At 42.1% G+C, this 19,346-nt stretch carries 23 protein-coding genes and 1 pseudogene; 13 read left to right on the forward strand and 11 right to left on the reverse strand.

Annotation, left to right across the window (positions count from 1 at the left end; all coding sequences use genetic code 11):
• Positions 1-22: 22 nt before the first annotated feature.
• The 5 genes from G4D54_20495 to G4D54_20515 are packed head-to-tail and all read left to right on the forward strand — an operon-like array spanning position 23 to position 6,985.
• Complete coding sequence (locus G4D54_20495; protein ID QJA04645.1) at positions 23-421, forward strand: conjugal transfer protein; 399 nt, start codon at positions 23-25, stop codon at positions 419-421.
• On the forward strand, positions 399-2,849 hold the full coding sequence (locus G4D54_20500) for an ATP-binding protein (protein QJA04646.1): 2,451 nt from the start codon (positions 399-401) through the stop codon (positions 2,847-2,849). Before G4D54_20495 ends, G4D54_20500 begins: the two co-directional genes overlap by 23 nt.
• Positions 2,849-5,062 (forward strand): MFS transporter, encoded by a 2,214-nt coding sequence (locus G4D54_20505; protein ID QJA04647.1) that lies wholly within the window; start codon positions 2,849-2,851, stop codon positions 5,060-5,062. Before G4D54_20500 ends, G4D54_20505 begins: the two co-directional genes overlap by 1 nt.
• Positions 5,059-6,066 carry a peptidase P60 gene (locus tag G4D54_20510; protein ID QJA04648.1) on the forward strand — a complete coding sequence of 336 codons (1,008 nt, stop codon included), beginning with the start codon at positions 5,059-5,061 and terminating at the stop codon, positions 6,064-6,066. The genes G4D54_20505 and G4D54_20510 overlap by 4 nt, the downstream gene beginning before the upstream one ends.
• Positions 6,067-6,082: 16 nt before the next feature.
• Positions 6,083-6,985, forward strand: a complete 903-nt coding sequence (locus G4D54_20515) for a conjugal transfer protein (protein ID QJA04649.1) — start codon at positions 6,083-6,085, stop codon at positions 6,983-6,985.
• Between the two features lie 55 nt (positions 6,986-7,040).
• On the opposite strand, the gene G4D54_20520 is transcribed toward G4D54_20515, so the two are convergent.
• Positions 7,041-7,574, reverse strand: a complete 534-nt coding sequence (locus tag G4D54_20520) for a PadR family transcriptional regulator (GenBank protein QJA04650.1) — start codon at positions 7,572-7,574, stop codon at positions 7,041-7,043.
• A gap of 131 nt (positions 7,575-7,705) precedes the next feature.
• Between G4D54_20520 and G4D54_20525 the strand changes: the two genes are divergently transcribed.
• The 6 genes from G4D54_20525 (at position 7,706) to G4D54_20550 (ending at position 9,978) form a co-directional block, all read left to right on the forward strand.
• Positions 7,706-8,173: a hypothetical protein gene (locus G4D54_20525; protein QJA04651.1), complete on the forward strand. Its 468-nt coding sequence runs from the start codon at positions 7,706-7,708 to the stop codon at positions 8,171-8,173.
• Between the two features lie 17 nt (positions 8,174-8,190).
• Entirely contained in the window at positions 8,191-8,364 is a 174-nt protein-coding gene (locus G4D54_20530) for a hypothetical protein (GenBank protein ID QJA04652.1), read from the forward strand.
• Positions 8,358-8,801 (forward strand): class I SAM-dependent methyltransferase, encoded by a 444-nt coding sequence (locus G4D54_20535; GenBank protein ID QJA05248.1) that lies wholly within the window; start codon positions 8,358-8,360, stop codon positions 8,799-8,801. Before G4D54_20530 ends, G4D54_20535 begins: the two co-directional genes overlap by 7 nt.
• A gap of 12 nt (positions 8,802-8,813) precedes the next feature.
• Positions 8,814-9,038: a hypothetical protein gene (locus tag G4D54_20540; GenBank protein ID QJA04653.1), complete on the forward strand. Its 225-nt coding sequence runs from the start codon at positions 8,814-8,816 to the stop codon at positions 9,036-9,038.
• A 279-nt stretch (positions 9,039-9,317) separates the two neighbouring features.
• A complete protein-coding gene (locus G4D54_20545; GenBank protein ID QJA04654.1) occupies positions 9,318-9,746 on the forward strand; it encodes a sigma-70 family RNA polymerase sigma factor in 429 nt (142 codons plus the stop codon).
• Positions 9,736-9,978, forward strand: coding sequence for a helix-turn-helix domain-containing protein (locus G4D54_20550; protein QJA04655.1), 243 nt, complete (start codon positions 9,736-9,738; stop codon positions 9,976-9,978). The genes G4D54_20545 and G4D54_20550 overlap by 11 nt, the downstream gene beginning before the upstream one ends.
• 28 nt (positions 9,979-10,006) lie before the next feature.
• Here G4D54_20550 and G4D54_20555 read toward each other — a convergent pair.
• Positions 10,007-10,243 (reverse strand): annotated as a pseudogene (locus G4D54_20555) (hypothetical protein).
• Positions 10,244-10,352: 109 nt separating this feature from the next.
• Between G4D54_20555 and G4D54_20560 the strand changes: the two are divergent.
• On the forward strand, positions 10,353-10,556 hold the full coding sequence (locus G4D54_20560) for an excisionase (GenBank protein QJA04656.1): 204 nt from the start codon (positions 10,353-10,355) through the stop codon (positions 10,554-10,556).
• 78 nt (positions 10,557-10,634) lie between these two features.
• On the forward strand, positions 10,635-11,825 hold the full coding sequence (locus tag G4D54_20565; protein ID QJA04657.1) for a site-specific integrase: 1,191 nt from the start codon (positions 10,635-10,637) through the stop codon (positions 11,823-11,825).
• A gap of 274 nt (positions 11,826-12,099) precedes the next feature.
• Here the strand turns inward: G4D54_20565 and G4D54_20570 are convergent, their stop codons facing one another.
• From G4D54_20570 to G4D54_20610, 9 genes are all read right to left on the reverse strand, one after another.
• Entirely contained in the window at positions 12,100-12,297 is a 198-nt protein-coding gene (locus tag G4D54_20570) for a cold-shock protein (GenBank protein ID QJA04658.1), read from the reverse strand.
• A 27-nt stretch (positions 12,298-12,324) separates the two neighbouring features.
• Positions 12,325-12,993, reverse strand: coding sequence for a ComF family protein (locus G4D54_20575; GenBank protein QJA04659.1), 669 nt, complete (start codon positions 12,991-12,993; stop codon positions 12,325-12,327).
• Complete coding sequence (locus G4D54_20580; GenBank protein ID QJA04660.1) at positions 12,990-14,144, reverse strand: DEAD/DEAH box helicase family protein; 1,155 nt, start codon at positions 14,142-14,144, stop codon at positions 12,990-12,992. Before G4D54_20580 ends, G4D54_20575 begins: the two co-directional genes overlap by 4 nt.
• 158 nt (positions 14,145-14,302) lie before the next feature.
• Positions 14,303-15,313, reverse strand: coding sequence for a UDP-glucose 4-epimerase GalE (gene galE, locus G4D54_20585; GenBank protein ID QJA04661.1), 1,011 nt, complete (start codon positions 15,311-15,313; stop codon positions 14,303-14,305).
• A 257-nt stretch (positions 15,314-15,570) separates the two neighbouring features.
• The gene (locus G4D54_20590; GenBank protein ID QJA04662.1) at positions 15,571-16,575 is read right to left on the reverse strand and encodes an SIS domain-containing protein; all 1,005 of its coding nucleotides are present in this window, start codon (positions 16,573-16,575) and stop codon (positions 15,571-15,573) included.
• A 29-nt stretch (positions 16,576-16,604) separates the two neighbouring features.
• Positions 16,605-17,441, reverse strand: coding sequence for a PTS system mannose/fructose/sorbose family transporter subunit IID (locus G4D54_20595; GenBank protein ID QJA04663.1), 837 nt, complete (start codon positions 17,439-17,441; stop codon positions 16,605-16,607).
• The gene (locus tag G4D54_20600) at positions 17,425-18,198 is read right to left on the reverse strand and encodes a PTS sugar transporter subunit IIC (protein QJA04664.1); all 774 of its coding nucleotides are present in this window, start codon (positions 18,196-18,198) and stop codon (positions 17,425-17,427) included. Before G4D54_20600 ends, G4D54_20595 begins: the two co-directional genes overlap by 17 nt.
• Positions 18,199-18,283: 85 nt before the next feature.
• Complete coding sequence (locus G4D54_20605; protein QJA04665.1) at positions 18,284-18,760, reverse strand: PTS sugar transporter subunit IIB; 477 nt, start codon at positions 18,758-18,760, stop codon at positions 18,284-18,286.
• Positions 18,761-18,925: 165 nt separating this feature from the next.
• A complete protein-coding gene (locus tag G4D54_20610; GenBank protein QJA04666.1) occupies positions 18,926-19,345 on the reverse strand; it encodes a PTS fructose transporter subunit IIA in 420 nt (139 codons plus the stop codon).
• Position 19,346 lies beyond the last annotated feature (1 nt).

Consider the following 19,346-nt stretch of genomic DNA (forward strand, 5'->3'; position numbering starts at 1 on the left):
TTACGAAAGGAGCTGGAAGAACTTGAAAAAAATTAAATCTTATACGGGTATCTGGAACGTGGAAAAAGTCTTGTATGCAATCAATGACTTTAACCTGCCCTTTCCCGTTACCTTTACGCAGATTACATGGTTTGTGCTTACAGAATTTATCATCATTCTGTTTGGGGATATTCCCCCACTTTCCATGATTGAGGGAGCATTTCTCAAATATTTCGGTATTCCCGTTGCTCTCACTTGGTTTATGTCGCAGAAAACCTTTGACGGAAAGAAGCCGTACAGCTTTTTGAAATCGCAAATAACCTATGCCCTGCGACCGAAAATCACTTATGCAGGAAAAGCCGTAAAACTGCATAAGCAGATATTGAATGAAACAATCACGGCAGTAAGGAGTGTGAACGATGTTCCCGATAAAATATATTGACAATAACCTTGTCTGGAACAAGGACAATGAAGTGTTTGCCTATTATGAGCTGATACCGTACAACTATTCTTTCTTATCCGCAGAGCAGAAATTTATTGTGCATGACAGCTTTCGCCAGCTAATCGCACAATCCCGTGAGGGTAAAATTCATGCCTTGCAGATTGCCACGGAAAGCTCCATACGAAGTATGCAGGAGCAGTCAAAGAAACTGGTAACTGGAAAATTAAAGGAAGTTGCCTGCCAGAAGATAGACGAGCAGACCGAAGCGTTAGTATCTATGATTGGGGACAATCAAGTGGACTACCGCTTTTTTCTTGGCTTTAAGCTCATGGTTACGGAAGAACAGTTCAATCTGAAGAACATCAAAAAATCGGCATGGCTGACGTTCAAAGAATTTCTCCATGAAGTGAACCACACGCTGATGAATGATTTTGTTTCCATGCCGAATGATGAAATCAACCGTTACATGAAAATGGAAAAATTACTGGAAAATAAAATCTCCCGTCGCTTTAAGGTGCGTCGCTTGGAAATCAATGACTTTGGGTATCTCATGGAACATCTTTACGGCAGGGACGGTATCGCCTATGAAGATTATGCGTACCAGCTACCAAAGAAGAACTATAAGAAAGAAACGCTGATAAAATACTATGACCTTATCCGTCCGACAAGGTGTGTGATTGAGGAAAGCCAGCGGTATTTACGACTGGAACATGAGGATAAGGAAAGCTATGTGTCCTACTTTACTGTCAATGCGATTGTCGGGGAGCTTGATTTTCCGTCAAGTGAAATCTTCTATTTCCAGCAACAGCAATTCACATTCCCCGTTGATACTTCTATGAATGTAGAAATCGTGGAAAATCGAAAAGCATTAACAACTGTCCGCAACAAGAAAAAGGAATTGAAAGACCTTGACAATCACGCCTATCAAGCAGGAAGTGAAACCAGCTCAAATGTGGTGGACGCATTAGACAGCGTGGACGAGCTGGAAACAGACTTAGACCAGACTAAAGAAAGTATGTATAAGCTCTCTTATGTGGTGCGTGTCTGTGCTGATGATTTGGACGAATTAAAACGCCGTTGTGATGAAGTCAAGGACTTTTACGACGACCTCAATGTAAAACTGGTGCGTCCTGCTGGCGATATGCTGGGGCTTCATTCTGAATTTTTACCAGCCAGCAAGCGATATATCAATGATTATGTGCAGTATGTAAAATCAGATTTTTTGGCAGGGCTTGGTTTTGGAGCGACACAGCAGTTAGGGGAAAATACGGGTATCTATATCGGCTATTCCGTCGATACGGGAAGAAATGTGTACCTGCAACCGTCTTTAGCTTCGCAGGGCGTAAAAGGTACAGTTACCAACGCTTTAGCTTCTGCTTTTGTCGGTTCACTTGGCGGTGGTAAGTCGTTCTGTAATAATCTTCTGGTGTATTATTCGGTTCTCTTTGGGGGACAAGCGGTTATCTTAGACCCAAAATCAGAGCGTGGCAACTGGAAAGAAACGCTCCCAGAGATAGCCCATGAAATCAATATCGTAAACCTTACCAGCGACAAGGACAATGCAGGACTTCTTGACCCGTTTGTGATTATGAAGAATGTAAAAGACGCTGAAAGTCTGGCAATCGACATCTTGACATTCCTTACGGGTATTTCCTCAAGGGACGGCGAAAAATTCCCCGTGTTGAGAAAAGCGGTGCGTTCCGTTACCCAGGGCGAAAAAAGAGGACTGTTACACGTTATTGAAGAATTGCGAAAGGAAGATACCGCTATCTCACGCAATATCGCAGACCATATCGACAGCTTCACGGACTACGACTTTGCACACCTGCTGTTTTCAGACGGTACGGTGGAAAATGCTATCAGTCTGGATAACCAGCTCAATATCATTCAAGTAGCAGACTTAGTATTGCCAGATAAAGATACCACCTTTGAGGAATACACGACCATTGAATTGTTGTCGGTGTCTATGCTGATTGTCATTAGTACCTTTGCTCTCGACTTCATTCACAGCGATAGAAGCATTTTTAAGATTGTCGATTTGGACGAAGCGTGGGCGTTCTTAAATGTGGCACAAGGAGAAACGCTATCAAATAAACTGGTGCGAGCTGGACGAGCTATGCAGGCAGGCGTTTATTTCGTTACACAATCCTCTGGGGACGTGTCAAAAGAAAGTCTGAAAAATAATATCGGCTTGAAATTTGCCTTTCGCTCTACGGACATTAACGAGATAAAACAGACCTTAGAGTTTTTCGGTATCGACAAGGACGACGAGAACAACCAGAAACGGCTTCGTGATTTGGAGAACGGACAATGCTTATTACAGGACTTATACGGGCGTGTCGGTGTGGTGCAGATACACCCAGTCTTTGAAGAATTACTACACGCCTTTGATACCAGACCGCCCGTACAGAGAAATGAGGTGGAGTGATGAAAGAAAGGATAAAAGGTGCGTTCACAAAAAAGAAGATTTTCCACGTTCTCAAAATGGCTCTGTTCGTGGTGGCACTCTCCCTTATCCTGCTTTCACTTTTGGGGACGGTGGCTCATGCGACGGGGCTTGTGGACGATACCATAAACGCAGAAAATCTGTATTCCAAATATCCGCTTTCCAACTACCAGCTTGATTTTTATGTAGATAATAGCTGGTCGTGGTTGCCGTGGAACTGGCTGGACGGTATCGGAAAATCGGTACAGTACGGGCTTTACTGCATTACCAACTTTGTCTGGACGATAAGCCTTTATTTAAGCAATGCAACGGGCTATGTGGTGCAGGAAGCCTATAAACTGGACTTCATCAACGATATGGCAGATAGTATCGGAAAAAGCATACAGACCCTTGCAGGTGTTACCGAGAACGGCTTTTCTTCTACGGGCTTTTATGTTGGTTTCCTGCTTCTCATTATTTTAGTAGTGGGAATGTATGTTGCCTATACGGGACTTATCAAACGGGAAACCAGCAAGGCACTTCACGCTGTTATCAACTTTGTTGTGGTGTTCGTGCTGTCCGCTTCATTTATTGCCTATGCTCCCGACTACATCAAGAAGATAAATGAGTTTTCATCAGACATCAGCACCGCTTCTTTGGACTTGGGAACAAAAATCATGCTCCCCAACTCTGACAGTGAGGGTAAGGACAGCGTGGACTTGATACGGGACAGCTTATTTTCTATTCAAGTACAACAGCCGTGGCTACTTCTACAATTCGGTAACAGCAACGCAGAGGAAATCGGGACAGACCGTGTGGAAGCTCTGGTATCGGCAAGCCCAGAGGACGAGGACGGAAAGACCAGAGAGGAAGTCGTGAAAACAGAAATCGAGGATAACGACAACAACAATCTGACGATACCGCAAGTGGTAAACCGTTTAGGTATGGTGTTCTTCCTCTTGTTCTTCAATTTAGGGATAACGATATTTGTATTCTTGCTTACGGGCATGATGTTGTTCAGCCAGATACTTTTTATTATCTTCGCTATGTTCCTGCCTATTAGTTTCCTGCTCTCTATGATACCGAGCTATGAAAGCATGGCAAAGCAGGCAATCGTGAGGGTATTTAATACCATTATGACAAGAGCAGGAATTACGCTCATTGTAACGGTGGCGTTCAGCATTTCCAGTATGTTTTATAACATTTCCACAGATTACCCGTTTTTCATGGTGGCGTTCTTACAGATAGTATGTTTCGCTGGTATCTACATGAAGCTGGGCGACTTAATGAGCATGTTCTCACTTAATGCTGGCGACAGTCAAAGTATGGGACGACGCATATTCCGCAGACCGTATCTGTTTATGCGACATCGGGCTAGGCGTATGGAACACCGTATTGCAAGGGCGGTAAGTGCTGGCGGTATTTCGGGCGGTGTGGCTGGTGCGGTAGCTGGAAGTGCCGTTGCTGGCAAACGGGCTGAAAGAAAAAATACAGCTTCTAAAGAAAATCGGGGCAATACCACTTCTAGCATGGGACAGCGTGCAGGTTCAAAAGTCGGTGCTGTCTTAGATACGAAAAATAAAGTGAAAGATAAGGCAAATGCTGTCAAAGAGAATATCAAGGATATGCCGACACAGACCGCTTATGCGGTGTATTCCGCAAAGGAAAAGGCAAAGTCCAGCGTGTCCGACTTTAAGCGTGGCATGGTGCAGGAACAGCAGTCCAGACAGACGGGACGCTTGGAAAAGCAGGAACAGCATAGGAAGAATATCGCTGACAAGCGTATGGAGCTTCAAAAAGCACAAGAAGCAAGGCAGGCACAGCGAAAGGCTGACGGATCAGCGACAACGGGAGCTACCCGTCCCCATGAGCGACCAGCCACAGCTTCAACTATTCCAAAGCCGAGTGCGGAAAAAATGCAGGAAGTCAAACGCCCTGCCACAGCTCCGACTTCTAAAGGTAGTGAGCCAGTCAAGACAAATGTTATCAAAGAGCGTCCGTTATCTTCCGGTGCTTCTGATAAGCAAGTGCCCCAGTCTGCACAGCCAGCACATAGGCAGAATATTGAAAAAGTTACGGTATCAAAGGAAACACGCCAGAATTACAAAGCAGAGCGTACTACAAAGACACAGACCTTTGAACAATCAAAGCGTACAACGGAACATACCGAAAAGAACCGTAACCTTGTAACAAAGAAAGGACAGAAGAAAAAATGAAACTGAAACATATCGCTATCATTGGCAGTCTGTTTCCTATCCTCTTTTCTCTAGTGCTTTTCTTTGGGGTATTGATTAGTGCGGACAGCGACGACGAGAACAGCAACTTTTCTTCGGGCATTACGGGTATGAACTTATCCGCAGAAGTTTTGAAACATCAGCCTATGGTAGAAAAATACGCCAGAGAAAACGGCATTTCCGAGTATGTCAATGTGTTATTGGCTATCATTCAAGTAGAAAGTGGCGGTACGGCAGAAGATGTTATGCAGAGTTCAGAAAGTCTTGGTTTACCGCCTAATTCCTTAGATACGGAAAGCTCAATCAAGCAGGGGTGTAAGTATTTTGCGTCCCTGCTTTCTTCCTGCAAAAATCAAGGTATCGATGATTTGAATGTAGCGATACAGTCCTATAACTATGGCGGTGGTTATGTGGGATATGTGGCAGGAAAAGGAAAAAAGCACACCTTTAACCTTGCGGAAAATTTTGCCCGTGAAAAATCGGGTGGAAAGAAAGTAACCTACACCAACCCGATAGCCGTTGCGAAGAATGGGGGCTGGCGGTATGGCTATGGAAATATGTTCTATGTGGAATTAGTCAATCAATATCTGACCGTAGCACACTTTGATAATGCGACGGCACAAGCGATAATGAATGAAGCGTTGAAATATCAAGGCTGGAAGTATGTGTATGGTGGTAGCAATCCCAACACTTCTTTTGACTGTTCGGGACTGACACAATGGTGCTATGGAAAAGCTGGTATCTCTTTACCGAGAACAGCACAGGCACAGTATGACGCAACCCAACATCTTCCGCTTTCGCAGGCAAAGGCTGGGGACTTGGTATTTTTTCATTCTACCTATAACGCAGGAAGTTATGTAACGCACGTCGGTATCTATGTAGGAAATAATCAGATGTATCATGCTGGCGACCCGATAGGATATGCAGACCTAAGCAATAGTTACTGGCAACAACACTTAATCGGTGCAGGACGAGTAAAACAATAGAAAGGACTTGAAAAATATGTTTAAGAAGAATAAGAAACAGACAGAAAATATCAAAGAAAAAAAGGTGCGTACTGTCAAGGTAGGCACACATCAAAAAACCGTGATTGCGTTGTGGGCGGTGCTTATCGCAAGCGTGAGCTTTGGGGCGTATAAGAATTTTACGGCTATCGACCAACACACGACCCATGAAAAAGAAATCATAGAGCTTCGCTTGCAGGACACCAACGGGATAGAAAATTTCGTGAAGAATTTTGCGAAGTCCTATTACACATGGAGCAACAGCAAAGAAGCGATTGAAGCAAGGACGCAGGCAATCAACAGTTATCTGACAAAGGAATTGCAGGACTTGAATGTAGATACCATTAGAACCGATATACTGACCAGTTCCACAGTTACAGATGTGCTTGTATGGAATATCGAGCAATCGGGAACAGATACTTTTTCTGCTACCTACGAAGTAGATCAGCAGATAAAAGAGGGAGAACAGACAAGCAATGTCAAGGCAACCTATACGGTAAAAGTCCATGTGGACGCTGACGGGGATATGGTAATCGTTCAGAACCCTACTCTTGCACCAGCAATCGAAAAATCAGACTATGAACCAAAGACACCAGAAGCAGACGCAAGCGTGGACGCTGATACCACAAATGACGCTACCGCATTTCTGGAAACATTCTTTAAGCTGTACCCGACAGCTACAGAAAAGGAGCTTACCTACTATGTATCGGGAAATGTGCTTGAACCTATCGGCATGGACTACCTTTATTCTGAATTGGTAAACCCTATCTTTACAAAGGACGGGGACAATGTGAAAGTCAAGGTTGCCGTAAAATTCCTTGATAATCAGACAAAGGCAACGCAGGTGTCGCAGTATGAGCTTGTGCTACATAAGGATAGTAACTGGAAGATTGTAGGGTAAACAAAAAGGCTTGCGTCATACAATGTATGCTCCGCAAGCCGTATTTACATATAAGCTATTTAGCTGTTACAACTTTTATAAGTCGTTCTGTACCATTGATTTCAGCTAATACAATATCCGTCATACGTTGAAGATTGGCAACATGATATAAACTGACCTGTTCTTCCCATTCTTCCGTATCTTGTTTTTGAATACCCGAAAGGTATTCATGTAAAACAATCATACGCTTTTCTAATAGTGCTTTTTGTTCTTCTAAGGGTAAACAATCAAGGAAAAAAGCCGTGATAGAAAAAATATTTGTATCATAATCGAATTTCAAGAAAGAAGTTCGTAAAGTATCTAATAACACAGCCGTTCCTTGTTCTGTAATTGAGTAGATTGTTTTATCGGGCATATTACCGTCTTTTTGCACTTTGCCAGTGATATATTGCTTTTTTTCTAAAGTTTTAATTGTTGCATATACAGTGGAAGTACCAATATTAAACCAATACTTGATATTCATGTAATCTAAAGTTTTGACAATTTCATAGGCATTAAGCGGTTGATGACTAATAAGTCCTAAAAGCATAGTTGCTGGTTTGGATAACATATAATTTCACACTCCTTGACAAATGTAACGATTTGCGGTACTCTATATATAGAGTAGTATTTATTTGTATCACTTTTGTTTTGATTGTATCACGAATTTTTGAAAAATGAAAGTAGAAAGGAGTTGTGTTTATGCCACAATTAAATAAAGGTGGAAAATTTGTATTTGGATTATCTTCAATACACGATGATTTAACCGTTCAGTTTCCAAAACAAGCACTTGAAGAATATCGAGTGTTAAACGATGATAAAATCATTATTTTTACAGGAAGCAAGGTTACAGGCGGATTTTGTGTAACGACATATCCTCTGCTATCCACGTCAAAATTAAGTCATATTTTACATGAATGCCCACAGTTAGAAAATCAGTCTATTCCGCAAGGGGCATTGGTTACATACAAGGGACGCAAATACGCATGGCTTGTTTTAAAAGAAAATGGAAGTATTCAATTCACACCACAATTACTTGAACAGCTAAATCTTAATGTAGGAGATGAGTTATTGTGTATTAGAAGTAGCGATATTGCATTTACAATGGGCGCAAAAGGACCACTCCTTGAAAAAGCCCATAATTACAATGGAAATATCGAGCGATATTAACGGGAGAAAGTTTGATTATGGCAGATTACAAAAAGTTATCAGAGAGCACTTTTAATATGCAGGCAAAAACCTATGATACAGATAAGAACGGGAAACACGCAAGAACACTGTACCAGCACGTTATCAATCAATTAGAAACTATAAAATTTGATAATCTGCTGGACGTGGGGGTGGTACGGGGGAAATCTTAACTACTGTAAAAAGATTATATCCGAACACTTCTATGTATGGGATTGATATTTCAGAAGAAATGTTAAAGAAAGCAAAAGAGAAAGTATTAGATACTGTAACATTATCTCTTGGCGACGCTGAACATTTACCCTTTGAAAATGGTAAATTTGATTGTTTGCTATGCACAGACAGCTTTCATCATTATCCTACTCCTAAAAGAGCGATTGCAGAATTTTGCAGAGTGCTAGATACAAATGGATATTTGATACTGGCTGATTTTTGGAAACCGTTTCCTATCCGTCAAGCAATGAATATCTTTATCCCCTTTAGCAATGAGGGAGATGTTAGAATATATTCAAAAAGCGAGATTATAAATTTCTTAGAAGCTAGTGGATTTCAAGATATACAATATCGAAACATAAATAAATCTGGTTATCTGGTAATAGCGAAAAAATAAGGGAGTGAAATTATGTTAAGACTTAAAAAACGAGATATAAAAAAGGCATTAAAAGTTGGTGCAAAAATGGGTGGTGTGTCATTAGCCAAGGTTAGAGCTGATATAGAAGCAACGATTGATGAAGCAATGAACAGCACTGACCCTGATGTGCAGGCAAATTTCAAAAAAATTTTTGGAAATAAACGCCCTACGCCAGAAGAATATATTTATATCATTACGAAAAAGACAAAAGTGTAATAAAAATCAAGTGCTGTAAGGGGGCTTGTATTATGGAAAGTTTTAAGCATAATCTTATATACTCATATACTACCTAACAGCATTTTATCAACAACTGAATATCTCACAGCTTTAATAGCTCGTACAGACTATATGTTTTGTGCGGGCTTTTTTTGTACCCGAAAAAATTTTTTCACTTTTTTTCAAATTCATGCAACAAATCACACCTTGCTGTACAGATATGGTGCGGAAAGAGGGATAAACACTTTTCACGTCATAACGGAAAGGAGGTGTGATGATATGAAACCGTCGGACTTCCAAAAGACAATACAATGTCAATTTGACTGCAAACTCAAACGTGTAGTAAAAGGCATTGTCCGTAATTATCGCAAAGAATTAAAGCGACGAAGAAATAAGGAAATTTCCTATTGTGAACTTCCAGAAATCGTCGTGGAAAATTTGGCAGTCTGGGACGAATACGAAAGCGATTATACCGCCTTTAATGTATGCGGTATTGAGGTTCGTGTCCTTGATGATGATTTAGCCGAAGCGATTAAGTATCTGTCTGAAAAAGACAGAGAAATCTTATTGATGTATTTCTTCTTAGGCATGAGCGATACAGAAATCGGCAATAAATTAAAGATTAACCGTTCAACGTCGTTTCGCAGTAGGAAGAACTCACTTGAAGAAATTAAGGAAAAGTTAAAGGAGAACATGAATGATGAATAACACACGCCCGTCATTTTATCTTATTTCGTCGGCTGTGGACGGCAACGTAAATTCGATTGAAAAAATACTGGCATTTTATGACCCGTACATATCAAAATGTTGCTTGCGTCCATTCTACGACAGATATGGTAATGTCTGCATAGTCGTAGACATGGAACTAAAGGGACGTATCAGAGAAGCACTTATCAAAATGATTTTGGACTTTGATATTCCTTTAGAAACCGAAGAATAACAAGCAGTAACCGCAGAGCATGATTTGTTCAATCCCCTCTTTCCTGCTCTGCCCCTGCTTTTACATGAAAGCAACACGCTTTCGCCAAAGCTCTTTGACAACTGAATAAAGCAGACAGATACGTTTGCGAGATAGCGAGCCACGGGGACTGTACGCCACGACCTTTTCAAAAGAAAGCGAGCGACCCACGCAGTGATCCGAGAGCGACTGTTGGAAAAGTCGTTTTGCCACGACCTATCCTCACAGAATAATGATACGTCCGCATGGTGCGGTTCTGCCCACAAGAATGGGAATAGTTGAAATACTAACGGAGCTTTCCAAAGCCGTCTGCCTGCTTGTAAAAAACGACACACAGTAAAGGGGGTGCATAGATTATGAACAATACTGATGTGCCTATCTGGGAAAAATATACGCTGACGATTGAAGAAGCGTCCAAATACTTCCGCATTGGCGAGAAGAAATTGCGTAAATTAGCCGAAGAAAATCTTGACGCTGGCTGGGTTATCGTAAACGGTAATCGTATTCAGATAAAGCGAAAACAATTTGAAAAAATCATAGATACATTGGACGAAATCTAATGTCATTGAGCCGTAGATATGGTATAATAAGGTATAGCGTATCACGGCTCATTCCATGACGGAAAGGAGCTTTACACTATGTCTAATGTAAAACGAAAAGACAGTAAAAATCGCAATTTGCGTAATGGAGAGAGCCAGCGAAAAGACGGAAGATACGTTTATAAATATACCGATATATACGGAAAGCCACAATTTATCTATTCTTGGAAACTTGTACCGACAGATAAAACACCTGCTGGAAAGCGTGATGATATATCGTTGAGGGAAAAAGAAGCACAGATAAAAAAAGACCTTAACGACGGTATTGACACAGTCGGCGGTAAAATGACAGTCTGCCAGCTCTACGACAAGAAGAACAGCCAAAGAAAGAACATCAAGAGGGCTACTGAAAAAGGACGACAGTATCTTATGAACGCTCTGAAAAATGACCCATTGGGTATGAGGGCGATTGATACTGTGAAGCAGTCTGACGCTAAAGAATGGGCTATCAGAATGAGTGAAAAAGGATATGCCTATAAAACGATTGATAACTATAAGCGTTCCTTGAAAGCGTCATTTTACATGGCGATACAAGATGACTGTATCAGAAAGAACCCATTTGAATTTAAACTAAGTGATGTTCTGGAAGATGATACTGAGCAGAAAGTTATCCTTACACCAGAGCAGGAAGAACGCCTGCTTGCCTTTATGGAAACGGACAAGATTTACAGTAAGTATTATGATGAGGTTGTACTTCTTCTGGAAACGGGACTTCGTATTTCTGAATTTTGCGGACTGACGACGCATATTGATATGCAGAACAGAATACTCAATATAGACCACCAGTTATTGAAAGATAGCGAAATCGGCTACTATATTGAAACGCCAAAGACCAAAAACGGAAAACGGGAACTTCCATTGACAGAACGAGCTTATCAAGCAATCCAAAGAATACTAAAGAACAGAGGAAATGCACAACCGCTGATTGTAGGTGGTTACAGCAATTTCCTATTCTTGAACCGTGAGGGCTTGCCTAAAATTGCAGGAAACTATGAGGGCATGGTGCGAGGACTGATTAAGAAGTATAACAAGTATCACACGGACAAGTTACCGAACATCACACCACATTCATTCCGACATACTTATTGTACGAATATGGCAAACAGAGGAATGAACCCAAACACTCTGCAATATCTCATGGGACACGCTAACATAACCATGACACTTGGTTATTACGCACACGGTACATTTCAATCTGCAAAAGCAGAGCTGGAAAGACTGGCTTGTTAATATCGGAACTTATATTTACTACTCATTTACTACTTTTGGTTGCATTTTCATGCTGGTAAATGCCAGCTTATGCAAGGTATCTTCCAAAAAGAAAATACCGATAAAGCCCTAAAATACGGGATATATCGGCATTTACCAACTTATGAAAAGATAATCAGAAATTTAGTAAGTTTTTCTCATAAAAAACCATAGTTTAAACACTACATTCGAATATCTATTTGCCAGAAAACAGGAAAAGGATCCGGAGAACTCCTGATCCTTTTCTTTGCGCCATTTATGCTTTTTCTACATTTCTGGCCTGCAGTCCCTTATCGGAATCCACCGTATCAAATGTTACTTCCTGACCTTCCTCCAGGGACTTGTATCCTTCCTGTTGGATATGAGAATAATGTACGAAAATATCCTTTCCATCTTCTCCATTGATAAATCCATAGCCCTTCTCAGCATTAAACCATTTTACTTTGCCTTTCATTTCTGACTTCACCTTCCTGTATCTATGTCAAAGTATAGAGAACATCCCTTTTCTTTTCAAATCTTTTTTTTCGCAGGATTCGACAAATCGGGGATTCGCACAAAGCGCCAGTGCCTCTATCTTATACCTATGCTCCTGAAGAAGATCATATGCACAAAGTAATGTATTTCCACTTGTAACAACATCATCAACCAGCAACAGTCTGGTTTTTGGAAGAACGATATCCGGTTTCATTTTTATTACCTGGGAAATATTTTTGCGGTTTTCAAAGCTTTGCAGGGACTGCTTGTGATTACAGGTCTTATAAAATGGTTCAATGGTCTTTAAACGGCAGGCATGCAGCATGTCCTTTACCGGATGAAAGCCGCGTTCAATGGTTTTTTCTTCGCTCGAAGGAAGAAGAACGATCGTGTAGTGTCGAAATTTAGCATTGATTTTTTTCATGATGTCATGGAAAAACACGTCTCTTAGAGCTGTATCCAGACCTTCCTTATATTGAAATATCATATTTTCCAGAAAATCATTATATACATATGCGATATGCAGCTTTATGCCATTCAGCTTTACCGTCTTATTCAAAACGGTTAACTCATGACGGCAGGCTCCGCACAAAAGGGAATCCTGACGCAGGAATTCAAAAAGACTTTGCTGATTTGTTATCTCCTCCATACATAGTCGGCACCATTCTTCCTTCATTTTGAATCCCCCCTGTTCATCCTCTGTAATGCCTGTATGCAGCGCTCAATATCTCTTGTTTTTCTTGTGCACAGAAACAAACCTTTCCCTGTCGGCATTTCAATATTACGTCCAACACGGCCAATCATCTGAATCAGGCTCGCTTCATTGAATACCGGATGATCAGCATGATAAATCACAACATGTACACCCTTGATGGTGATTCCTCTTTCCAGAACGGTTGTCGCAATCAGACATTCGTAGCGCTTTTCATGAAATCTTTTAAGGATTTTTTCCTTATCCTTCGTTTTTGAAGTAAAGGAAGTACAGCGAAACACAATACGCAGCCATCTGCTCATCTGCTCTGCCAGAGCTATCGTCGGTACAAAGACCAGGGTCTGTGCGGCTTCCTTTTTCTGCCACTTTAAAAATCGGATAAGCTGATACAGCTGTATGGAAGGCAAGGCTGCTTTCACATCAGGTACGATCAAAGGATAGCCATGCGGTCTTTGAAACAGCTCGACCATCTGCAGTTTTCCCTGCTTTACATCTGACAGCATTTCTTCATCCGGTGTAGCGGTCAAATACAGACGGTTCCCGATACAGGCATGTATTGCAATCTGCTTCAGCACAGCATTGCCACGATAAGGAAATGCATCCACCTCATCCATGATCAACAGATCAAACGCCGCATGATAGCGATACAGCTGGTGCATTGTGCATATGATGAGATCACCCTCGGTGACCTCAGTATAGCCCTCACAAACCGCGATCACATTTAGATTTTTAAACGCATCCTGCATGCGCTCCCGTATTTCCAGAACAACCTGACGACGGCTGATGGCAAAGCCCACCTTGCAGCCTTTCGCAAGGCTTTGTTTAATCGCCTCCATGACAAGCTCCGTTTTGCCGGCACCACAGGCTGCATATACTAGCACATCCTGGTGATGATTCAGGTACATTACTATTTCTGAAGCACACCGTTTCTGTGCAGGAGTCAGTGGATATTTCAGCTGATATGCTGTATGAATCGGTTTTCTACATACATTTTTTCTTTCCGGCAGCTCTCCTACCCCAATTCTTCCAAACATGATGCATTTTCGACAGTACCAGCCCTTGGCATCTTTATAAAAGTAACGTTTCTCTGTATTTCCGCAACGCAGGCATTGCATAGTATCACCTCCATAGTTCTATACGTATGAAAGTGGTAAAAGTCCTAAAAAAAACAGAATTTTTTTCATTCTGTCTTTTCTAACTTATGCGATATTTATTCGATAGTGCTGAAGCATTTCCATTTGTTTTTTATCTGTTTTTGTAGAATTGCAAACTATTAATTTGCTTCTTTTTCCACCTGTAAGAAATGCCATGCATCTGCACACATTTCTTCCAGTCCTCTTTCTGCTTTCCAACCAAGCTCCTTCAGCGCTTTTTCTGTGCTGGCATAGCATTGTGCAATATCCCCAGGACGTCTAGGATCAATCTGATAAGGAACCTCGATATTATTAACCTTTGCAAATGTATTAACAACATCCAGTACACTATATCCTATACCAGTACCGAGATTATACGCATCAACACCAATTGGTTCCATAACCTTATTCACAGCATTCACATGTCCCTTTGCAAGGTCTACTACATGAATATAATCACGTACACCCGTACCATCCGGTGTATCATAATCATTTCCATAAACATGCAGATAAGGCAACTCCTTATTGGCAACCTTAACGATATACGGCATCAGGTTATTCGGGATATCATTCGGACTTTCTCCCAACAGACCACTCTTGTGTGCTCCGATTGGATTGAAATAGCGCAGCAAAGCAATATTCCACTCATTATCTGAAATGTATAAATCTTTTAAAATCTGTTCAATCATCAATTTTGTCGTACCATACGGATTCGTAGTAGGTCCCAACGGGAAATCTTCAAAGATAGGTACACTTGCAGGGTTTCCATATACTGTGGCACTTGATGAGAAAACAATGCGCTTGCAGTTATGCTTTCCCATTACCTTACACAATGCAAGCAGCGACATCAGATTATTCTGATAATACATAATCGGTTTCTGTACTGACTCTCCTACCGCTTTATACCCGGCAAAATGAATAGCTGCATCAATTTTATGCTCACTGAATATTTTCTCCAGTGTTGCCTCATCACAGCAATCTGCCTCATAAAACGCAACACGCTTTCCTGTAATATTCTCAATCTTATCAACAACATCAGCCTGTGAGTTATACAGGTTATCAATTATCACTACTTCATTACCAGCTTCTATTAATTCAACGCATGTGTGGCTTCCAATGAATCCGGTACCACCAGTTACTAAGATTTTCATGTACGGTTCCTCCCTTAGTTTATCCATGTCCTATTATAGCATAATCCATTACTGATAGCGGAGAAACAAGAAAAAAAATAAGGATTTCACAAAACTAATCACCTTCAGTATATCAATTTAACCGTTTTCTATGCTTTTATATAACTCACCAAAAGCTTTTCTATCGCTTTAACTAAAAAAAGACCATGACGAAAGTGCTGTCCTAACACCATGGCCTGTTTTCCTGATAGTTTGATTTTTCTAACGCTGCTTCACAACTAATAATCCAGACGTCTGTAATACCGGCGAATATCCATTGGATGCCTTGTTTCTCTTTCCATATACGCATCGATCCGGTTATTTACGGCATGCATCACCAGGTGTGAAATGTGCTTTCTGTACCCTTCACTGATTCCCTTCAGCTCATAATCCCTTGTATCGATAATTGTGTAATTCTCACAGATTCTTGGCAGGAATTTCGCGACTCTTTCAGACAGCGGACGCTGGGCATCTTCTCCTATGAACACGGTAACCGGTGTTTCCTTTGTGATGATTTCAAACATACCATGAAAGAACTCCCCGGATGTGATGGACTTCGTCTTGATCCACAGCTGTTCCTCCCAATAGCACATTGCATAGGAATACGTTGCGCCCCACTGTTTTCCTGCCCCCACAAAATAGTGGATTGGATCATTACAGTGTTTTTTTGCAAATTCCTGTCCAAATGCATCAGCCTTCTTTTCCACATCAATCAGCGCCTGTGCCAGATGTGCTTCAAATTCCGCATACATAGCATCACAATCCGAAAATTCCCCATTGTTCTGCATGAATCGATCCGCAACCATAAAGAACTTCAGCTGTTCATTCACCGGATACGCTATTTCATAATCCACCAGCTTTGCAAGCTCGGTCGTATCAATGTCAATAAATCCAATCACCTTTGCCCCGGCTGCCTGCATACGCTTTACAGCCTCTACCACTTCCACTGTGCTGCCGGTAACGGATGAGGTAATTACGACAGTGCCCTCACCCACACGCTTATTCCCCGTCGTATTGTACTCGGAAGCATTTTCCGCCCAGGTTTCGATTTCTGATTGTTCCTTCATATGAACCGCCGCCTGCATACCGCTCGCCCAGGTTCCCCCGATACCCAGCCAGCAGATATTGCGATATCCCTGTGCACATATCTCATCGACGATCCGGTTGATATCCTTACGGATTGCTAGTGCACCATTGACACTGCTTCGTGCCCATTCTTCATTGAATTTCAATAACATGTTCATGTCCTCCTCTTATTTGTAAATCATTTATCTTATCCGGCAAGTATACCGAAATAAGCACCTGCAATACCGAGAACCATCGTTCCCAGAATCAACATGATCGGATTGACTTTTTTCTTCAATAGCCAGAAATACATCCATGTACCACCCAGTCCGATCAACCCGGGCATAATTCCGTCCAGAATAGACTGCAGGGTGGTGACCTCTTCACCGACCTTACTCAGCTCGACATTCAAAGTCGTCCATACCATATCCTTTGACATACAGCCAATAACCATAACACCAAGAATACTCGCTGCCGCAAGCAGCTTATCCATCATACCGTTGGCCTGCATTCTCTGCAGATACTTGAAGCCAATGCTATAGCCGAAATGCGCGCCGAAATAGCGGATGATAAACGCAGGAATGTTATATATCAGAAAATACACAATCGGTCCAAACATATTTCCGTTCTGTGCCAGTGAAATACCGATACCAACAGCAATAACCCGCAGACAGCCGACAAATACAGAGTCACCGATTCCGCTCAGTGGCCCCATCAGTGCCGTCTTGATACTGGAAATCGCCTCTCCGTCCACCTCGCCACATGATTTCATTTCCTCCATGGATGCCACAATGCCGCCAACGAACGGAGCAAGCTGCGGTGTGATATTAAAGAACTCGACATGGCGTGTCAGTGCATCCCTGTAGCCTTCCTCATCTCCTGCATATACCTTTTTCAAAATTTTATTCATCATCATGGCAAAGGCGATGTGCATCTGCCGTTCATAGTTCCAGGAAAACTCTATTCCCAAAGAGCCCTGGTTAAATGCCATTCTGGTGATATCCGCTTTCTGAATGCTCTTATCGGATTTAGAAGTCATCATCATCGCTCACCTCCATACCAGCTTCTCCAGCTGCGGCTCCCTTCAGATTCATAAAATCGAATTTGACAACAATCAGAATCACACCCAGAATTGCCACGCCTAATACAGGTACACTCATATAAGCTGCAAGCGCAAATCCCAGAAAATAGTAGGGAACATTCTGCCTGTTTACCGTCATGCGCATCAGCATTGCAAATCCCAATGCGGGAAGTAATCCGGCTGCCGCAGCCATACCATCCGTCACATAGGCAGGAATTGCATTGATCATACTGCCCACTGCTTCACTTCCCAAATAGAAAGCAAAGAACACAAGCAGGAATCGTCGTACAATGGTGATCATACCGATCAGCCAGTGTGTTGCCACAACACCGCCGTATTTTCCTTCCATGGCATAACGGTCTGTAAAACGCAGAATCACGGAATTAAATACATTGCAGAAGTTACCGATTGCCTGTGACACCAGTGCAATCGGCATCGCCAGCGTAACCGCCGTTTCGATACCCTTCCCCATGGAAATTGCAAATGCAGTGGCCAGAACACCGCCGACAATCGTATCCGGTGGAACATATGCCCCAATACTGACAGCCCCCATAAAGAATAATTCCAGACTTGCGCCGATAATCAGTCCCTGATGCAGATTTCCCAGCACCAGGCCAACCAGCGGTGCAAGAATAATTGGTCGATTGATATACAGGGAGCCCAGCTGATCGCCGAAGACACCCAGACTTGCAATCAATCCGATTAAGCATGCTTGTACCATGATTTCCTCCTCTTTTGCATTTTCATGCATGTTTCAGGAATTAAATTCCTGTATATTTGACCCGCACGGTTGCGGGAAGCGGACCTTATTGATGCAGTACATGCTCCAGTGCTATTGGAGATTCTGCCGGCAGCTGCTGGATGAATACAGACACGCCGCGCTGCTGCAGCTCCTTTAATTCCGCCTCATCCTTATCACTGATGAAAATCGCCTTGCTGATTTGACGACAGCCTTCCCTTCGAATCGTTCCGCCCAGATTGAGACTGTGAACAGCCGGACAGCCTGCACTCAGCACATTGGCATCATGAATGGTCTTTACGACCACCAGCAGTCGGTACGTATCGGTGACTCCGCTGTTGATTGCCTTTATGGAATCCTCCAGATTTTTAATGACCAGCTTGACCCCGGAGGGCTTTGCCAGCTTCATGGTCGTTTTGAAAACCTCGTCATGTACCACTGCATCATTGGCAATCAGAATGCAGTCAGCACTCAATTCATTGGTCCAGGAAAATGCAACCTGTCCATGCAGCAGACGATGGTCCACTCTGCATAATTTGATCATATTTGACACCCTTTCTTTTGCGCTTTTTGCGCTTACTCACATGTAGAATAAAGCAGTTCAGCTATCGTTTCTTACACCCCACGCTCTTCGTGCATCTGTATGTCTTCTTTACAGCATGTGGTTACTCTTTTGTGCTTTGCGATTGTTCTTTTTAGGTTGCAGTATTTAAAATTCATCCTCCTGCGACGAAATACCTTTGACGGTTTCATTGCAGTACATGATCCCCGTTTTTGCTTCTGTGAACAGACGGCGAATCAGCTTATCCGCATCCTCATCGGAAAACAGAAACAGATTCATCAGCATCGGCAGATTCATTCCGGTTAACAAATGGAAATGCTCCTTCCCGATATATTTCATCAGTTCATTGTTTACACTTCCCCCGAACAGATCCGTACAGGCAATGATTTCCGCATCTGTCGGGATTTTCTTCATAGTCTCTTTGATCAGATCTGAAATATCCTGCCCGTCTTTCACATAAGCGGTTATAAGATGCACATGCTTCTTCTCTCCCAGAATAATGCGGATGGAATCATAAATCCCCTGTGAGAACATCCCATGACTTGCGAGTATATAATGTCGTTCCATA

The sequence above is a fragment of the [Clostridium] innocuum genome (assembly GCA_012317185.1).
Lineage (GTDB): Bacteria > Bacillota_I > Bacilli_A > Erysipelotrichales > Erysipelotrichaceae > Clostridium_AQ > Clostridium_AQ innocuum.

Bases quoted from the DNA above. Each gene is read 5' to 3' on its own strand.
- G4D54_20595 (QJA04663.1), bottom strand. From the start codon at position 17,441: ATGATGATGACTTCTAAATCCGATAAGAGCATTCAGAAAGCGGATATC.
- G4D54_20530 (QJA04652.1), top strand. From the start codon at position 8,191: ATGGCAGATTACAAAAAGTTATCAGAGAGCACTTTTAATATGCAGGCA.
- G4D54_20560 (QJA04656.1), top strand. From the start codon at position 10,353: ATGAACAATACTGATGTGCCTATCTGGGAAAAATATACGCTGACGATT.
- G4D54_20545 (QJA04654.1), top strand. From the start codon at position 9,318: ATGAAACCGTCGGACTTCCAAAAGACAATACAATGTCAATTTGACTGC.
- G4D54_20505 (QJA04647.1), top strand. From the start codon at position 2,849: ATGAAAGAAAGGATAAAAGGTGCGTTCACAAAAAAGAAGATTTTCCAC.
- G4D54_20525 (QJA04651.1), top strand. From the start codon at position 7,706: ATGCCACAATTAAATAAAGGTGGAAAATTTGTATTTGGATTATCTTCA.
- G4D54_20600 (QJA04664.1), bottom strand. From the start codon at position 18,198: ATGGTACAAGCATGCTTAATCGGATTGATTGCAAGTCTGGGTGTCTTC.
- G4D54_20580 (QJA04660.1), bottom strand. From the start codon at position 14,144: ATGCAATGCCTGCGTTGCGGAAATACAGAGAAACGTTACTTTTATAAA.
- G4D54_20515 (QJA04649.1), top strand. From the start codon at position 6,083: ATGTTTAAGAAGAATAAGAAACAGACAGAAAATATCAAAGAAAAAAAG.
- G4D54_20570 (QJA04658.1), bottom strand. From the start codon at position 12,297: ATGAAAGGCAAAGTAAAATGGTTTAATGCTGAGAAGGGCTATGGATTT.
- G4D54_20500 (QJA04646.1), top strand. From the start codon at position 399: ATGTTCCCGATAAAATATATTGACAATAACCTTGTCTGGAACAAGGAC.
- G4D54_20550 (QJA04655.1), top strand. From the start codon at position 9,736: ATGATGAATAACACACGCCCGTCATTTTATCTTATTTCGTCGGCTGTG.
- G4D54_20510 (QJA04648.1), top strand. From the start codon at position 5,059: ATGAAACTGAAACATATCGCTATCATTGGCAGTCTGTTTCCTATCCTC.
- G4D54_20520 (QJA04650.1), bottom strand. From the start codon at position 7,574: ATGTTATCCAAACCAGCAACTATGCTTTTAGGACTTATTAGTCATCAA.
- G4D54_20575 (QJA04659.1), bottom strand. From the start codon at position 12,993: ATGAAGGAAGAATGGTGCCGACTATGTATGGAGGAGATAACAAATCAG.
- G4D54_20610 (QJA04666.1), bottom strand. From the start codon at position 19,345: ATGGAACGACATTATATACTCGCAAGTCATGGGATGTTCTCACAGGGG.
- G4D54_20590 (QJA04662.1), bottom strand. From the start codon at position 16,575: ATGAACATGTTATTGAAATTCAATGAAGAATGGGCACGAAGCAGTGTC.
- G4D54_20540 (QJA04653.1), top strand. From the start codon at position 8,814: ATGTTAAGACTTAAAAAACGAGATATAAAAAAGGCATTAAAAGTTGGT.
- galE (QJA04661.1), bottom strand. From the start codon at position 15,313: ATGAAAATCTTAGTAACTGGTGGTACCGGATTCATTGGAAGCCACACA.
- G4D54_20565 (QJA04657.1), top strand. From the start codon at position 10,635: ATGTCTAATGTAAAACGAAAAGACAGTAAAAATCGCAATTTGCGTAAT.
- G4D54_20605 (QJA04665.1), bottom strand. From the start codon at position 18,760: ATGATCAAATTATGCAGAGTGGACCATCGTCTGCTGCATGGACAGGTT.